This is a genomic window from Klebsiella sp. A-Nf5, assembly GCF_002810545.1.
GTDB lineage: Bacteria > Pseudomonadota > Gammaproteobacteria > Enterobacterales > Enterobacteriaceae > Klebsiella > Klebsiella variicola.
Genome location: NZ_PIOG01000092.1, coordinates 85267 through 99723 on the forward strand (window position 1 = coordinate 85267; position 14457 = coordinate 99723).

Annotated in this window: 14 protein-coding genes; 8 read left to right on the plus strand and 6 right to left on the minus strand. The window is 57.3% G+C overall.

Going from position 1 to position 14457, the window contains the following annotated elements; all coding sequences use genetic code 11:
• Positions 1-488 precede the first annotated feature (488 nt).
• Positions 489-1055 (plus strand): DJ-1/PfpI family protein, encoded by a 567-nt coding sequence (locus CWM53_RS09975; RefSeq protein WP_074386212.1) that lies wholly within the window; start codon positions 489-491, stop codon positions 1053-1055.
• A 156-nt stretch (positions 1056-1211) separates the two neighbouring features.
• On the opposite strand, the gene CWM53_RS09980 is transcribed toward CWM53_RS09975, so the two are convergent.
• Positions 1212-1973 carry an SDR family NAD(P)-dependent oxidoreductase gene (locus tag CWM53_RS09980; protein WP_074386066.1) on the minus strand — a complete coding sequence of 254 codons (762 nt, stop codon included), beginning with the start codon at positions 1971-1973 and terminating at the stop codon, positions 1212-1214.
• 108 nt (positions 1974-2081) lie between these two features.
• Here CWM53_RS09980 and CWM53_RS09985 point away from each other — a divergent pair, with 108 nt between their 5' ends.
• Together CWM53_RS09985 and CWM53_RS09990 are read left to right on the plus strand one after the other, a co-directional pair.
• Complete coding sequence (locus CWM53_RS09985; protein ID WP_074386067.1) at positions 2082-2996, plus strand: LysR family transcriptional regulator; 915 nt, start codon at positions 2082-2084, stop codon at positions 2994-2996.
• Between the two features lie 302 nt (positions 2997-3298).
• Positions 3299-3487, plus strand: coding sequence for a cold-shock protein (locus CWM53_RS09990; RefSeq protein ID WP_071839087.1), 189 nt, complete (start codon positions 3299-3301; stop codon positions 3485-3487).
• Positions 3488-3539: 52 nt separating this feature from the next.
• Here the strand turns inward: CWM53_RS09990 and CWM53_RS09995 are convergent, their stop codons facing one another.
• From CWM53_RS09995 to opgC, 5 genes are read right to left on the minus strand one after another with little or no spacing between them, the layout of a single operon-like run.
• The gene (locus tag CWM53_RS09995; protein ID WP_100729897.1) at positions 3540-4010 is read right to left on the minus strand and encodes an ATP-binding protein; all 471 of its coding nucleotides are present in this window, start codon (positions 4008-4010) and stop codon (positions 3540-3542) included.
• Complete coding sequence (locus CWM53_RS10000; protein WP_100729898.1) at positions 4003-4341, minus strand: STAS domain-containing protein; 339 nt, start codon at positions 4339-4341, stop codon at positions 4003-4005. The genes CWM53_RS09995 and CWM53_RS10000 overlap by 8 nt, the downstream gene beginning before the upstream one ends.
• Entirely contained in the window at positions 4331-5545 is a 1215-nt protein-coding gene (locus CWM53_RS10005) for a PP2C family protein-serine/threonine phosphatase (RefSeq protein WP_100729899.1), read from the minus strand. Before CWM53_RS10005 ends, CWM53_RS10000 begins: the two co-directional genes overlap by 11 nt.
• Positions 5546-5553: 8 nt before the next feature.
• On the minus strand, positions 5554-6453 hold the full coding sequence (locus tag CWM53_RS10010) for a hypothetical protein (RefSeq protein WP_061154854.1): 900 nt from the start codon (positions 6451-6453) through the stop codon (positions 5554-5556).
• 10 nt (positions 6454-6463) lie between these two features.
• Positions 6464-7681 (minus strand): OpgC domain-containing protein, encoded by a 1218-nt coding sequence (gene opgC, locus CWM53_RS10015; protein WP_100729900.1) that lies wholly within the window; start codon positions 7679-7681, stop codon positions 6464-6466.
• Positions 7682-7957: 276 nt separating this feature from the next.
• Here opgC and CWM53_RS10020 point away from each other — a divergent pair, with 276 nt between their 5' ends.
• The 5 genes from CWM53_RS10020 to CWM53_RS10040 are packed head-to-tail and all read left to right on the plus strand — an operon-like array spanning position 7958 to position 14457.
• The gene (locus tag CWM53_RS10020; protein ID WP_100729901.1) at positions 7958-9775 is read left to right on the plus strand and encodes a glycosyltransferase; all 1818 of its coding nucleotides are present in this window, start codon (positions 7958-7960) and stop codon (positions 9773-9775) included.
• Complete coding sequence (locus CWM53_RS10025; RefSeq protein ID WP_100729902.1) at positions 9772-11103, plus strand: DUF3131 domain-containing protein; 1332 nt, start codon at positions 9772-9774, stop codon at positions 11101-11103. Before CWM53_RS10020 ends, CWM53_RS10025 begins: the two co-directional genes overlap by 4 nt.
• Positions 11100-12647, plus strand: coding sequence for a DUF3131 domain-containing protein (locus tag CWM53_RS10030; protein ID WP_100729903.1), 1548 nt, complete (start codon positions 11100-11102; stop codon positions 12645-12647). The genes CWM53_RS10025 and CWM53_RS10030 overlap by 4 nt, the downstream gene beginning before the upstream one ends.
• A complete protein-coding gene (locus CWM53_RS10035) occupies positions 12632-14026 on the plus strand; it encodes a DUF3131 domain-containing protein (RefSeq protein WP_074386074.1) in 1395 nt (464 codons plus the stop codon). Before CWM53_RS10030 ends, CWM53_RS10035 begins: the two co-directional genes overlap by 16 nt.
• Positions 14023-14457, plus strand: coding sequence for a globin (locus CWM53_RS10040; RefSeq protein WP_025714185.1), 435 nt, complete (start codon positions 14023-14025; stop codon positions 14455-14457). The genes CWM53_RS10035 and CWM53_RS10040 overlap by 4 nt, the downstream gene beginning before the upstream one ends.

Sequence of the window (14457 nt, forward strand, 5' to 3'; positions counted from 1 at the left end):
AGAAGATTGATTGAATATACTCACAAGGTGAATGAATTTATTTCCCTCGGCACTCAACGTGAATATTTAATAAGTCAATGCAAAACCCGCAAACAATAATCACAATAAATTCCGCGCAAAATTAAAATAAAATAATAAACATAGCGAAAGCATCACCTGGGATAAAATCATCCAGATATCAACGCAATTAACCCCTGCTGGCGGGTAAAAATTATGACTTACCGATCTGCATGCACCAGACGTGACGAGGAATGGTTTGCGGAACCCGCGATATTTTCCACCGCAGACAGCCGTCTGTAGCTGAAAAGGATATTTTTCCGGGTGACTGGCCGCAGGGCGGCGATGCCGGAAAAAGTTGTCATTGCCAGAAAAACATGACCCCGATAACAAGATACGCACGCCACCGTCTTCGGCATCCTGAGGGGGTCGCATTCTGCGGATCGCCAGGCTATATCTAAGACACCTTTCTCCCACAACGAGTAAAAATGATGAGCAAGAAGATCCTGATGCTGGTCGGCGATTATGCCGAAGATTACGAAACGATGGTCCCTTTCCAGGCACTGCAGATGATTGGCCACCAGGTCGATGCCGTCTGCCCGGATAAAGCCGCTGGCGACTATGTCATGACCGCAATCCATGACTTTGACGGCGCCCAGACCTATAGCGAAAAACCGGGGCACCGCTTCACCCTGAACGCCGACTTTGCCGCAGTGAAGGCCGAGGACTACGACGCGCTCGTGATCCCCGGCGGCCGGGCGCCAGAGTATCTGCGCCTGAACGAGGAGGTTATTAAACTGGTACAGGCATTCGACGCCGCGCGTAAACCTATCGCCGCCGTCTGCCACGGCCCGCAGCTGCTGGCCGCCGCCGGTATTCTGCAGGGTCGCACCTGCAGCGCCTATCCCGCCTGCGCTCCGGAAGTGCGCCTGAGCGGTGGGCACTATGCGGATATTGGTATCGACCAGGCGCATGTGGACGGCAATCTTGTTACCGCCCCCGCGTGGCCGGCCCACCCGCAGTGGCTGGCGAAATTCGCCGCTCTGCTGGCGGAATAACGGCCTGTAGAGAAAGCGTGTTCTGACGAAGGGAATTGTCCATCGCCGCGCTGGTGCTCTCCTGCCCACCGGCACGGCGGTGTTTGATCAGCCGTTCCCGCAGCAGCTTAACCTGACTCAACTCCGCATGACATTGACCGGGCAATATCCCGCGATTTAGATCCGCATTCCCCCGGAAACTTCAATTCGCTGGGCATTAACCCAGCGATGATCGTCAGATAGCAGCGAGGCGATCATCGGCCCGATATCCTCTGGCAGACCAGGCCGCCCCAGCGCCGTCATCCCGGCGACAGCCTGGGCGACCTGCGGGTTATCCCGCACCGCCCCGCCGCTGAAATCGGTGGCGATGGCGCCGGGCGCCACGCAGTTCACCGTAATTCCGCGACTGCCCAGCTCAAACGCCATATAGCGGGTCAGGGTTTCCACCGCGGACTTCATGATCGCATAGGGCGCCCGGTTCGCCATCACGATACGGGTTAGCCCGGACGAGACATTCACTATCCGTCCGCCATCTGCCATCAGCGGCAATAGTTTTTGGCTGAGGAAAAAAACGCCCTTCACGTGGATACGATACAGCGCATCGAATTCCGCTTCCGTGGCGTTAAGAAAACCCATACCGCTGGCGTTGCCAGCGTTATTGACCAGATAATCAAATTTATCGGCACCCAGCTCCGCCAGCGCGCCCTGAAAGGCGCTAACAAACGCGTCAAAGGTGTCGATGTCGCCGGCGCTGAAGGGCAGCGCGATCGCCCGCGCGCCCAAGTCTGTAACCCGCGCGACCACCTCGTTCGCCTCGGCAAGACGCGTTTTGTAGGTCAATACCACGTTCACGCCGCGCTGAGCCAGCGCTTCAACGGTCGCGCGCCCCAGGCCGCGACTGCCGCCTGTCACCAGGGCAATTTTTGCGCTATTGTTCATGTTTCCCCCTTTTATCTCTGCTGAAAACATGAGCGATTATAGGCTTCTGCATGCCGACGATAAGACCGCGTTGCGCGACAGGATTGTTTTGCCAGCTGGAACAATGTCATGGATAAACTGGATACCCTGACCCTGTTCGTGCGCATCGTCGAACGCGGCTCATTCAGCGCCGCCGCCGCGGACCTCGGTCTTTCCCGGCCGGTGGCGACCGCGGCGATTCAGGCGCTGGAGGCCAGCCTCGGGGCGCGACTGCTGCAGCGCACCACCCGGCACGTGCAGCCCACGGCAGAGGGCACGCTGTATTATCAGCGCTGCGTGTCCATTCTGGCGGCCCTTGAGGAGGCTAACCGCAGCGCCGGGGGGAGCATTGCCGGTATGATCCGCGTGGACGTGGCGGGCAATCTGGCGCGAACCCTGCTGTTGCCCGCGCTGCCGCAGTTTCTCGCCCGCTATCCCGCCATTACGCTGCAGATCGGCGAAAGCGAACGCGACGTCGATCTGGTTCGCGAAGGGGTCGACTGCGTTATTCGCGGCGGCCATCTCCCCGACAGCGAGATGATTTGCCGGCCGCTCGCCAGGCTGCAGGAGATCACCTGCGCCAGCCCGGCCTACCTTGCCCGGTATGGTACCCCGGAAACCATCGACGGACTGACAGGCCACGTGATGATCGGGTTTGTTTCAACGCGTACCCACCGGACCCTGCCGCTGAGCTTTACCCTGGATGGCAGGCAGACGGAGGTCAGTTTGCCCTGTCGGCTGCTGACCTCCGATGCTGACGTCGGCGCCGAAGCGGCAAGGCTTGGCTTTGGCCTGTATCAGGCCCCCTCTTCCCGCGTTCAGGTCGATCTGGCGTCAGGCGCGTTAACTGAGGTGCTGGCCGATTTTCGCCCTGCGCCGCTGCCGCTCTCCCTGCTCTATCCCAGTAATCGGCAGCTCTCTGCCCGGGTTCAGGTGTTTATCGACTGGGTTACCGCGCTGATGAAGGCACCCCTGACACAGCAGGCATCCGGAAGGCTAAAATAATATTTGCTATTATTCGCGGCACGTGCGTTAATCGTTGTGTCGATTTACCAGACGAAAAGTTATTATCTGAGTACGAGTTCTCATCTCCAGGCGTTATCCCTGATACCACCTTCCTTTGAGCAGTCCCGTTAGTATTTTGCTTTTTCTGTAAACAGGCTCTGTCAGACCCCTGCTGGCTCGTTAATAAAGCCCTCCGTCTGACCCAATACCCGGCTTACCACTAACTAAAATCAGCCGCGTTAATTTCCCTGAAAACGACCATTGTCTTTTCAACAGAACATTACCCATACAAGGTTTACATTATGATCGAACATATCCATTTTAGATGCCCATGCTGCCATGGCTCCCAGTACAGAACGTCCCAGTTTGACGTGACTGAAAAAAATCCCTTTGGTGCGAAATGCATTTTCTGCAAATCGGCAATGATGACATTTGATGCTATCCGCCCTCATCATCTGGGTGCGTTGTCCACCGCGCACGCGCAACAATAAGAATGCGCAGGAAAAGAGTGCCCGTTATCCGCCTGGGGATAACGTCTTTTTTTCAATCGCGGTTTTTGTCGGTTGAATAATTAACGCCGGGATCAGGCAACGCTTTTATCAGGGTGGTGATATTCTTCCCTGCATTCATTTCAACGTTAAAATAGTCCACCGCGCGCAAAATAAGTCGCAAGCCTCTACCACTTTCCGCTAACGGATCGACATCGAAGCGCTCATCGCTACGCGCCAGCGCCAGGCGCTCGGCGGGAAAGGTTTCCCCCGCGTCGGTAAAGCGCAGCGTCACCCGTCGGTCCGCGACCCTAAATTCCACACCAAAACGACTTTCCCGATCCTCATGCAGCGCATAGCGAATAATATTCGTTGCCGTTTCACAGGCAGCGAGATCGAGCGCGAAGCGCCACTCGTCCACAACAGGCAGCGGCGCCATTCGCTGGGCAAGCCACTCCGCCAGCGGTGAAAGCGAGGTGAGTTCGGCAGGAAACATCATGATGTTATTCACGGGCACGTCACTCATTTAACTGCGCAAGTGCCGAGGTGCGATCCTCGCAAATGCGGAAAATACGATCCATACGGGTCAGCGTGAACATATTGTGGATGCCAGGATTCAGCGCGCACAGCGTCATCTCACCCTTGCCGTTCATCATCTTCATCAGAGAAACCAGGGTTCCCAGACCGCTACTGTCGATAAAATCGATTTTGCTGAAATCAACAATCAGATCGGTGCGAGATTCGCCTATCTCCTGGGCGACTGCCGCTTTAAAGGCCACCGCGACGGAAGCATCCAGCCGACGCACGGCCGGCGTCAGGATCGTGACCGTGGCCTGCCGTTCGGTATCAATTTTCATCACTGTCCCCTGTACGTTCAATAATCAAGAGTGAAACATCATCAGCCATTGCCTGCGGCTCCCGGTCATCACCATTGCGCCAGCAAGTAAGATGCTCGGCAAACTGCGCCAGCAGCGTGGGTAGCAAAAGCGTTACGCCATCCTGCAGACGGCGCTGCAGGCGCGCTTCGCCAAACTGTTCACCGTTACGGTTTTCACATTCGGTGATACCGTCGCTGAACAAGCACAGCCGCTCACCCGCCGCCAGCGAGAAGCTAACATCTGACCACGTGAGATTGGACATCAACCCCACCGGCGCCCCACCGCTGCCGACCGTGCGCACATCTCCGTCCACGGTGACGATAAACGGTGTGGGATGCCCGGCCTGACACAGTTTCCCCTCGCCGGTTGCCAGGTCGATGACGCCATAGATCAGGGTGAAATAGCTGACGATCTCTGCCTCGTCGCTACAAAAACGACCATTCAGGATCTGCACCACCTCGGCTGGTGACGCCGGCTGGTTGTCTGCAGTAAAAAGAAAACGCTCAACCGCTCTGCCATGCAGAAACTGACGGGCGACGGCGAGCGACATCATCGCCGCCCCCACACCGTGGCCGGAGACATCCACACAGTAAAATCCGAGATGATCCCCCAGCGTGAAAACATTAAAAATATCCCCCGACACCCAGGCCGACGGCAGGAATATCCAGTCGGAGAAGAAGCCCTGATGGCGCAGCTGATGGGCCGGGAGAACCGACTGCTGGATGCGGGCCGCCAGCTCCAGATCTTGTTCAATCTGATGCAGTGCTTCGCTTAGCCGCGTATTGCGCGCGGCGAGATCGGCTTCAAGGGAGAGGATCCGCGCCCCGGCGTGCAGTCGCGCCCGCAGTTCACTCTGCTCCACCGGCTTACTGAGAAAATCATCGGCACCGGCCTCAAACCCCAGCGTCAGATCGCCTGGATTTTCGCGGGCAGTGAGCAATATCAGATAAACATAGTGACCAAAGTGGCGGCGGCGCACTTCCCGGCACAGCGTCAGGCCATTCATCTCCGGCATTTCCCAGTCGCTAATCACCAGGCTGACGGGCTGGTTCTCCAGGATCGTCAGCGCAGCGACGCCGTTTTCCGCCTCGCTGACGATATAACCCCACTGCGTCAACATTCGACTCAACAGCCGACGATAAACCAGTGAATCTTCAACAATCAGGACGTGCTGCACCGACATCGCGCCTCCTAAATCGGCAGGAACCAGATAAGGCTGACCGTGCCTTCACGAAACTTGCCGCTGCCACTGTCATGGCCCGGATAGCGGGTGCCGGCATAGTTGGCGTACTGCACTGAAAATGACCCTGGCGTATAGCCCGCATAGCCGAAGCTGTAGCTGTAGTCACCGTTCCACGGCTGCTGTTGGCTGCTGTCGGGGTACCAGAACGCCGTCGCACGAATAAAGAAATGTTGCTTAAAGGTATATCCGCATCCCCCGAGCAGCACGTTTTTGTTTTTGCGGATATCGTCGCTCTCCAGATCGTAATAACGCGGGACCCAGCTGTAGCCCACCTGGCACATGATGGCATCGCCTTTATTGATCAGCAGCGCATTCTCCATTTTCTTCGGCAGGGAAAATTTATATGCCAAAGTGATGGCTCCCTGTTCAAAATAGGTATGACGCGTGCTGCCTGAGGTCCAGAAATGGTTATCACCATAGTTACTGTAAACCAGGCTGACGGTGTTGGCATGCCAGTCGTCATAGCCAAAACTATAGCGAAAATCGGCGGTATAGCGGCTGGTGTCAGTTACCGGTAGACGCGATGTCACGTTGGCGAACCAGAAGCTGTAAGGCGAATATTGCAGGCTAAGATTTAATGTCTGGTTATATTTTTTCTTCTTTTCCGCGCTGTCGGAGCTGTTGGGAATCGTCATCCACTGCTCTTTCAGGCCCGAACTGAAGCTCAGCGCGCCAGAGAAAACCTTATCATTACCGGAAAAAAGTCGTCCCCAGCGGCTGGTAAACACACCGGCCTGCACCGGTTCACCATTTTTGTCGCGCAGTGGTTCAGTCTCGTTTTTGTCTGCGCCTTCCGCACCCGAGACTGCGCACCATAGCGCACAGGCCAGCATATATTTCTCCCGCATTTGCCCTTCCTTAGTTAGGTATCCAGCGTGCGGCGACATGATATTTCGCCATCAGCCACAGCACGCCCAGCGCGGCCGCGTGGATCAGGGTGTTCACTACCCAGTCCTGGCGCCACAGATCGAAGGTGACCACCTGGCTTACGGCGAGCACGACGTAAACATGCAAAATAAAGGTGTAGAGCGAACGCTGACCGAGCGGGATCAGGAACCAGCCTGCCAGCCAGTTAAGGGGCCGCCAGCACCAGCTCAATAGCAGATAAATGGTTACCATCAGACTGATATCATTCAGGATCCGCACCGGACCCAGGCCGTTTTTCGCCGCCCAGGTATGGTAAAAAGCGTTAAACTCCGCCGGTGGGATCACGTGCATCAGCAGCGCGGGCGGCATAAAAGGATTGGTATGGTTCTGGGCGACAAACGCAAGGATAAGCGCGATGAACACCAGCGCCGCGACGGCGACTTTGCCGGGCGGCGTGCGGGCGAAAGAGAGCAACTCCGCTTTGTACCAGCCGCAGCACATCCCCAGCACAAAGATAAATTGCCAGGCCAGCAGGGGAAAGGCGAATTCAAATTCGCAGGGCGTCACCCGTATCGGCCAACGTTGCCAGCAGCCGTAGATGAGCAGCGAGACGCCCAGTAATGGATAGACGTGACCCTTTTGCAGCATTCCCAGAAACAGCGGGCTGAGCAATAACAGAAAAATATAGAGACCGAGGATCTGCGTCTGATGCGGGCCAATCTGCAGATAGAGGATAATGTTAAACCACGTTTCTTTTATTTGCGGGGTGAGCGGGTAGAGCGACCAGCTGGTACCGGAAAAGCGGTCGGTAAAATGAGTCACTTCAAAGACATTAATATACGGAAAATATCCCAGCAACAGAAAAGAGACAATGATAATAATATTAACCCAGTATATTTTCCATGCGCGCAGATAAAGTCCCCAGCCCACCGTCAGTAATACTGCTTTTTGTAATCTGACACGATTTAGCATCCCTAACATAAAACCTGACAGGATCACAAAGCCCTCGGCGCCGGTGGTCAAACCAAAACGTTCCCAGCTGAAAATATTAAATATCGACATCACTTCCGTATGCGCCACCACCATCATAACGAGGGCAATGCCACGCATAAAGTCGATACGCAGGTCACGATCACCGGCCAGGGAATAACGCCAGGATATTGATTTATCAGTTTCTTTTTGCAAAATCGCTGAAGCAGCCTGGCTCATGGGGGATCCTGTCGTCTACCCTGCAACACTTATTACAAATTATTTAGATAGTGTAGAATGTGCTATCTTGCAATGCCCCTTTTATAAATTCCGCCTGCAGACATCACACTATGTTAAGTCATCCAGGCGCCAGTCAATTCACGCTGTGGAAATTTTTACGCCACCATCTACACTCAATTTACTGTTATTTACCTGCCCTTATGCGTCCTGCAGAATGCACCCAGTCGATAACAGGTCTGTCACTCAAACTCAGCGCGGAATCAGGATATCCTTGCTATGGATTTTTATTTTTCCCGTTTTGAACATCGCCGACCGCCTGAGCCGCTCAGCACCCCGAACTGGGTGAGAATGATCTGGCAGGTATTCGCTGTGGCCGCCCTGGTTCTTGGCGTCAATTATATTTACTGGCGCTGGACCGCGTCCTTAAACACTGACGCCCTGTGGTATGCGATCCCTCTGGTGCTGGCGGAAACCCTGGCGTGGATTGGCACCGTCCTGTTCACCATTAATTTATGGCAGGAAAAAGATCCTCCGCAAAGCGCGCCGCCGACGGAGATCAACGACTGTTTGCGCGCGGATGAAGCAGTGGAGTCGAGGCCGATTAAAGTCGATCTGTTTATCGCCACGTATTCAGAAGATGTGGAGCTGGTCAGGCTGTCGATTCGTGACGCTATGCAGATGACCTATCCCGGTCCGCTCGACTATAAGGTGCATGTCCTTGACGACGGGCGTCGTCCGGAAATGAAGGCGGTCTGCGAGCAGGAGGGGGCGAACTACATCACCCGTCAGAGCAATATCGGCTATAAAGCCGGTAACCTGCGCAACGGGCTGGAACACACCGACGGCGACTTTCTGATCATCTGTGACGCCGATACCCGCGTTTTCCCGACTCTGCTCAGTCACACGCTCGGCTATTTTCGTGATCCGGACGTCGCCTGGGTGCAAACCCCGCAGTGGTTTTTCGATTTACCAGAAGGCGAAAACCTGGCGCGCTGGCTGCGGCGTAAGGCAGGCAGCGCAGGCTACGGGGTGGGCTGGCTGGCGCAGAAAATCGTCGGTCCGGTGACCATCGGCCGCGACCCCTTTTTCAACGATCCGCGCATGTTCTACGACGTGATTTTACGCCGCCGCAACTGGGCTAACGCCGCGTTCTGCTGCGGCGCTGCCTCCGTTCACCGGCGCGAAGCAGTAATGCAGGCGGCGCTGCGCAGCTACGTCTGGAGCGTTGAGGCAGAGATCGCGCGTCATACGCGGGACATTCGCGATCCCGCAACGCGGGAAGCGCTACAGGATGCCATGCGACCCCACGTGGCCTTCGATACCGAACTCACCCCCTACAAGTTTCACGTCTCGGAAGATATTTATACCTCCATCCTGCTGCACGGCGACGCCGCGCGTCGCTGGCGCTCGGTAATGCACCCGCGGATCGAATCAAAAATGCTCTCTCCACAGGATATGCTGACGTGGATGATCCAGCGCTTTAAGTACGCCGCGGGATCGCTGGATATCCTGTTCCATGACAACATCTTCAGCCGACGCCGCTTTAAACTCTCGCTGCCGCAAACGCTGATGTACGCCACCACCTTCTGGTCCTATCTGGCCTGCGTGTGGAATACCGTATTCCTGATTTCACCCATTATCTATCTCTTCACCGGCATTCCCCCGGTGTCGGCGTGGTCTACCCCTTTCTATCTGCACTTTTTACCCTTTTTTATTGTCTCCGAACTGGCCTTTATGTTCGGTACCTGGGGCATTTCGGCCTGGGACGGCCGGGCCTCTTACCTCTCCTTTTTCTCGATGAACCTGCGGGCGCTGAACACCGTTTTGCGCGGCGAGCAGATCAAATTTCACGTCACGCCGAAAGAGCGACAGACGGGCCGCTTTCTCTATCTCGTCAAGCCGCAAATTGCCATCGTTTTGCTTACCCTGGCGGGGCTGATATGGGGCGGTATTCAGGTGGCGCGCGGACAGGTTGACGACCCCTCAGGGTATGTCATCAACATCTTCTGGGGCGCGGTGAATATTGCCGCCATGCTGCCGCTGATCTTCGCCGCCATGTGGACGCCCCCCGAAGAGCAGGAGGCAAGCCAATGAGAATACGCGACGCCCTGCTTTCCGCCCGCAGCTATCTCACCATCCTCATTGGCTTCCTGCTGGGCTTTGCGATTGTCGTGTGGGTGGAAAAGCAAATGCCTGCGCGCGTCGAGAGCAGCGGCGGGTTGATATTGAGTCAGGATTTCCCGCCGCTGCCCGCCCCGCGCGCGCTGACCTTTGACGAGGCCATCTGGGCGCGGGTGGCCTGGCAGTATTATGTCAACAATACCCAGCCAAACGGTCTGGCCAACGCGCACGATGGCGAACCCTGGCTCAGCCTGTGGAGCGTCGGGAGCTATCTTTTCGCGGTGGTCGCCGCACAGCAGCTGCATATTGTGACCGTCGCCGAAGGTGATGAGCGCATTGCCGCCGCCCTGTTTACACTCGGTCAACTGCCGCTCAACGACCAGGGATTGCCCGCTGCCCAGTACCATGCCGACACGCTGCAGATCCTCGGCAACCCGGACGCCTCCGCCATCGGTATGGGACGCCTGCTCACCGCCCTGCAAACGCTGCTCTGGCGCTATCCTCAGCATGCGGATGCGGTGCGAGATCTGTTTAATCAGTGGCAGGTCGGCGCGCTCATCAGCAACAGCCCCGCCAGCCAGGCCGCGGCGCCGCTGCACCACTGGTCACTGGCGGCGGATGAACCGCGGGACAGCTTTGGCTACCGACTCTATGCCAGCCATACGTTACGGCTGATCGACAGCACGGCGGGGCTGGCGGTGACCAATCCGCCCCAGGGGCAGCAGATGGTCGATATCGACGGCATCATGGTGCCTGACGAGGGGCTGCGCACGCCCTGGGGGAGACAGCCTTCGCTGATCAGCCTACCGTACTTGTTAACCGGGCTTGAGCTGGGTTTCGACGCGCAAAGCGCTGAGATCGCCTGGCGTATTATGCAAATTCAACAACGGCGGCATAGCCTGAAGGTCAGCAAGCCGCCGATCAGCACCGACTACGCCGAGCCTGCCCCGGATTATGCCAGCGCGCTGGCCGACCGGCAGCCGCCGAGCGCCTTCGCCCCACGCAGCGCCGCCCCGGAGCAAACGGCGATCACCTCCACCCGCACCGCCTTTGCCTGGTACGCCCTGTTCCGTAATAGCTGGAGCGAGGCGCTGCGCCAGCAGGTTCAGACGCTGCAGGTCCCGGGCAAGGGCTGGCAGCGTGGGTTAAATCTCAACCGCAGCGTCAACGACGTTATTGACGGCGATACTAACGCGATCGTGCTCGAAAGCCTGGCCTACATTTCCCGGGGGCAGATGCTGTGTCTGGCCTGCCTGAGCCCTGCCCCCCCACTCACGTCCTCAGCAGGAGCAACGCCATGAAGCTGACACTGTTATCCCGTTTCCCCCTGCTGGCCGGACTCATGGCGCTGTGGCTCTCACTTTCTGCCGTACAGGCTGAAACCGGGCTGCCGGCAGCGGAATACGCCCCGCGCAGCGGGGAGCTCACGCCAAGGGAGATGACTATTGCCAAAAATGCCTGGCAATATTTCGTCACCAACTTTCAACCCACGACCGGACTGGTTAATGCGGTTAATAAATACCCCTCCACCACCATGTGGGACAGTGCCTCCTATCTGGCCGCAATGACCGCGGCCCGTGAGCTGGGAATTATTGACAAAGCGGAATTCGACCGTCGGATGCTGAAGTTTCTCGCCACGCTGAATAAGCTCGTTTTATTCCGTAATGAGCTGCCCAACAAAGCCTATAACACCATTAGCGGACAAAAGGTGAACTACCAGAACCAACCGGGTGAAATCGGCTATTCGGCGCTGGATATCGGCAGAATGTTGATCTGGCTGAAGGTGATCAAGGAGCGCTATCCGGAATACAGCAACAGCATCGATAACGTAGTATTGGGGTGGGATTTTAGCCACGTGGTCGATCCCTGCGGCACGCTGTACGGGGCGTATCTGGAAAACGGCCAGCCCAAATACGTTCAGGAAGGGCGCCTCGGCTACGAGGAGTACGGCGCGGCGGGCTTTCAGCTATGGGGATTTAACACCTGTCAGGCCAGCCGGCCTCAACCGTATGAGCTGGCGGAGATTTACTGCGTGATGGTCCCTTATGATTCTCGCGACCCGCGGCAAACCAGCCAGCATAACTATGTGGTCAGTGAATCCTATGTGCTGTATGGCATGGAGTTTGGCTTTGATAATCCTGCTGACCGGAACAACAGCCCGCGCGAGTACTCCCATCCGTGGATGAAAAACTTCGCCGACCGGGTTTATCAGGCTCAGGAGAATCGCTACGCCATCACCGGGATCCTCACCGCCCGCTCCGAGCATCAGCTCGATAAATCCCCGTACTTTGTCTATGACACCGTGTTCAGCGACGGTTTTAACTGGAACACGATAACCGACAAAGGTCAGTTCGTACCGAACAGCGCCGCGATGTCGCTCAAAGCGGCGATGGGGATGTGGGTGCTGTGGAACTCGCCCTATACCGATCGTCTGCTGGATGCCATTGAAAATGCGAACGAAGCGGGAAAAGGCTATTACGAGGGACTGTATGAAAACGGCGACGGCCCAATCAATGAATTCACCGCCAATAATAACGGCATCATGCTGGAAGCGCTGCTGTTTAAAAAAGAGGGCAAACTGCTGCAGTTTTCCAGCGACAATCCGAAAAACCGCGATTTCGCCCCATCGCTGTGGGACAAAAAGCTGGTGGATCTCTTTGAGCCAAATAACAGCCCGCGCAATCGTCCGTTCCTGAGCAACACCCCTGCCGTCAAAACATGGTGCGAACAGACCGGGACCACGCAGCGCACCAAACCCGTCTGCCAGGCCTGTCAGTGCGCCGCCTGCCAGGCTGACGAGCCCGTTAAACTTCCGCCGGTGACCGCGCAATGCTTAAAACCCTAGCTCGCTGGCTGGCTGTCGCCGTCGTCCTGCTGCTTATCGCGCTGGCGCTGTTCAGTCGCGAAGGCGCGGGGTGGCGCTGGCTGACCAAAGGCGGCTGGCACACCACCGCCCGTATCAGCAGCCTGACGCCGCAGGAGCGGACGTGGGCGCAGATCGCCTGGCAGTATGTCAAGAACAATACCCAGCCGCAAACCGGCCTGGTCAACGGCAGCGACAAACAGCCGCGGGCGACGCTGTGGCAGATGGGCGACACCCTTATCGCCCTCCTCGCCGCCAGAGAGCTGGGGCTGGTAAAGGAAGCCGAATTCGACGCCCGCCTGACGCCCCTGCTTGGCACCCTCAATCGCCTGACGCTGACCGACGGCGGTTCGCCGGGCAGGCTATACTCCACTCAGACGGCGACCCCTGTCGACTTCAGCGGCAAACCGGCGGCCAGCGGCTGGTCAGCAAAAGATATGGCCCGACTGATGCTCGCCCTGCGGCTCACCGCCGAACGTGCGCCGCAGTACGGCGAGTACATTGATAAAATTATCCTGCGCTGGAACTTCTGCCCGGTGATCGATAAAGACGGAGAGCTGTGGTCCGCCTCACTGCAGAACGGTCAGCAGACGATCCGCGAGGAGCTTCGGCTGGGAGACAGTGAATACGCCGCCAGCGCGTTTCGCCTGTGGGGATTCCCGGTCGGCAAGGCCTTCTCTCCCCCGGCGCGCAATGTGATTATGTATCAGCGCCGCCTCGCCGTTGACGACCGCGACCCGCGCACCACATGGCAACCCGTGGTGCTCTCCACTCTGCCCGCCATGCTACCGGGACTGGAGTTCGGCTGGCAGCCGCCCGGCGTGCCGGAAGAGGTACAAAAAGCCATGCGCGAACGGGCGGAAGGGATATGGCTCAGCCAGAAAACGCGCTGGACACAGGATAAAGTGCTAACCGCCCGGGCCGATTTTTCGCTTAGCCAGGCGCCCTGGCACGTGGAAGACACCGTGTGGGGGAATGGCTACGCCTGGAATACGCTCGGGGACGACGGGAAATACTATCCCCGACTGGCGCAGGTGACCACCAAAGCGGTCTTTGTCCTGTGGACGCTATGGAAGGCCGAGTATACCGATGCGCTAATGGCGGTCACTGCCCATCTTAACGACCCACAGCGCGGCTGGTTTGAAGGGCGGGTCGAGGCCACCGGCGACGTCAACGCCACCCTCACCCTCTCCACCAACGCCATGGTGCTGGAGGCGCTGCTTTACAAACATAACGCCGGACCGTTGTTCAAAAACGGCCTCGCGAATGACAACAGCTATTTTGCCCACCGCACGACGGACGAATTTAACCCACCCGGCCGTTGCCTGCCGGGCGAACGGGTCATGAGGAACGCACCATGAAGTTTTATCGCGATCTTTTTGAAGCCAGCCTGAATCGCGTCGTACCGGAGCACGATAAAAAGCGCTTTTTTCAGGCCTTCTACAGCACCTTTATCCATATGTCTCCCGAGACGGAGCAGCACTTTTCACGACGCCCGGGCGAGGAAGGCCAGCAGATGATCTTTAAAAGCTTTTTCGCCATGCTGGCGGTCAACGGTGATCTCTTCGTACCCGATTTTCTGGAACGGCTGGCGCGCGAGCAGAGCGAGGAAGGCCTGCGCCTGCCGCCGCGTTTTTTTGCACTGTGGCGGGAAGCCATGCTCAAAACCGTCCGCGCCAGCGATCCGCTGTGCGATGAAGAGATCCTCACTGCATGGGCGATGGCGATCGCCCCTGGCCTTGAGTATCTACGCCGCCAGGCGGAGCTCCACTATCAGACAGCAGGTCAGTAA

Bases quoted from the DNA above. Each gene is read 5' to 3' on its own strand.
- CWM53_RS09975 (WP_074386212.1), top strand. From the start codon at position 489: ATGAGCAAGAAGATCCTGATGCTGGTCGGCGATTATGCCGAAGATTAC.
- CWM53_RS09980 (WP_074386066.1), bottom strand. From the start codon at position 1,973: ATGAACAATAGCGCAAAAATTGCCCTGGTGACAGGCGGCAGTCGCGGC.
- CWM53_RS09985 (WP_074386067.1), top strand. From the start codon at position 2,082: ATGGATAAACTGGATACCCTGACCCTGTTCGTGCGCATCGTCGAACGC.
- CWM53_RS09990 (WP_071839087.1), top strand. From the start codon at position 3,299: ATGATCGAACATATCCATTTTAGATGCCCATGCTGCCATGGCTCCCAG.
- CWM53_RS09995 (WP_100729897.1), bottom strand. From the start codon at position 4,010: ATGAGTGACGTGCCCGTGAATAACATCATGATGTTTCCTGCCGAACTC.
- CWM53_RS10000 (WP_100729898.1), bottom strand. From the start codon at position 4,341: ATGAAAATTGATACCGAACGGCAGGCCACGGTCACGATCCTGACGCCG.
- CWM53_RS10005 (WP_100729899.1), bottom strand. From the start codon at position 5,545: ATGTCGGTGCAGCACGTCCTGATTGTTGAAGATTCACTGGTTTATCGT.
- CWM53_RS10010 (WP_061154854.1), bottom strand. From the start codon at position 6,453: ATGCGGGAGAAATATATGCTGGCCTGTGCGCTATGGTGCGCAGTCTCG.
- opgC (WP_100729900.1), bottom strand. From the start codon at position 7,681: ATGAGCCAGGCTGCTTCAGCGATTTTGCAAAAAGAAACTGATAAATCA.
- CWM53_RS10020 (WP_100729901.1), top strand. From the start codon at position 7,958: ATGGATTTTTATTTTTCCCGTTTTGAACATCGCCGACCGCCTGAGCCG.
- CWM53_RS10025 (WP_100729902.1), top strand. From the start codon at position 9,772: ATGAGAATACGCGACGCCCTGCTTTCCGCCCGCAGCTATCTCACCATC.
- CWM53_RS10030 (WP_100729903.1), top strand. From the start codon at position 11,100: ATGAAGCTGACACTGTTATCCCGTTTCCCCCTGCTGGCCGGACTCATG.
- CWM53_RS10035 (WP_074386074.1), top strand. From the start codon at position 12,632: ATGCTTAAAACCCTAGCTCGCTGGCTGGCTGTCGCCGTCGTCCTGCTG.
- CWM53_RS10040 (WP_025714185.1), top strand. From the start codon at position 14,023: ATGAAGTTTTATCGCGATCTTTTTGAAGCCAGCCTGAATCGCGTCGTA.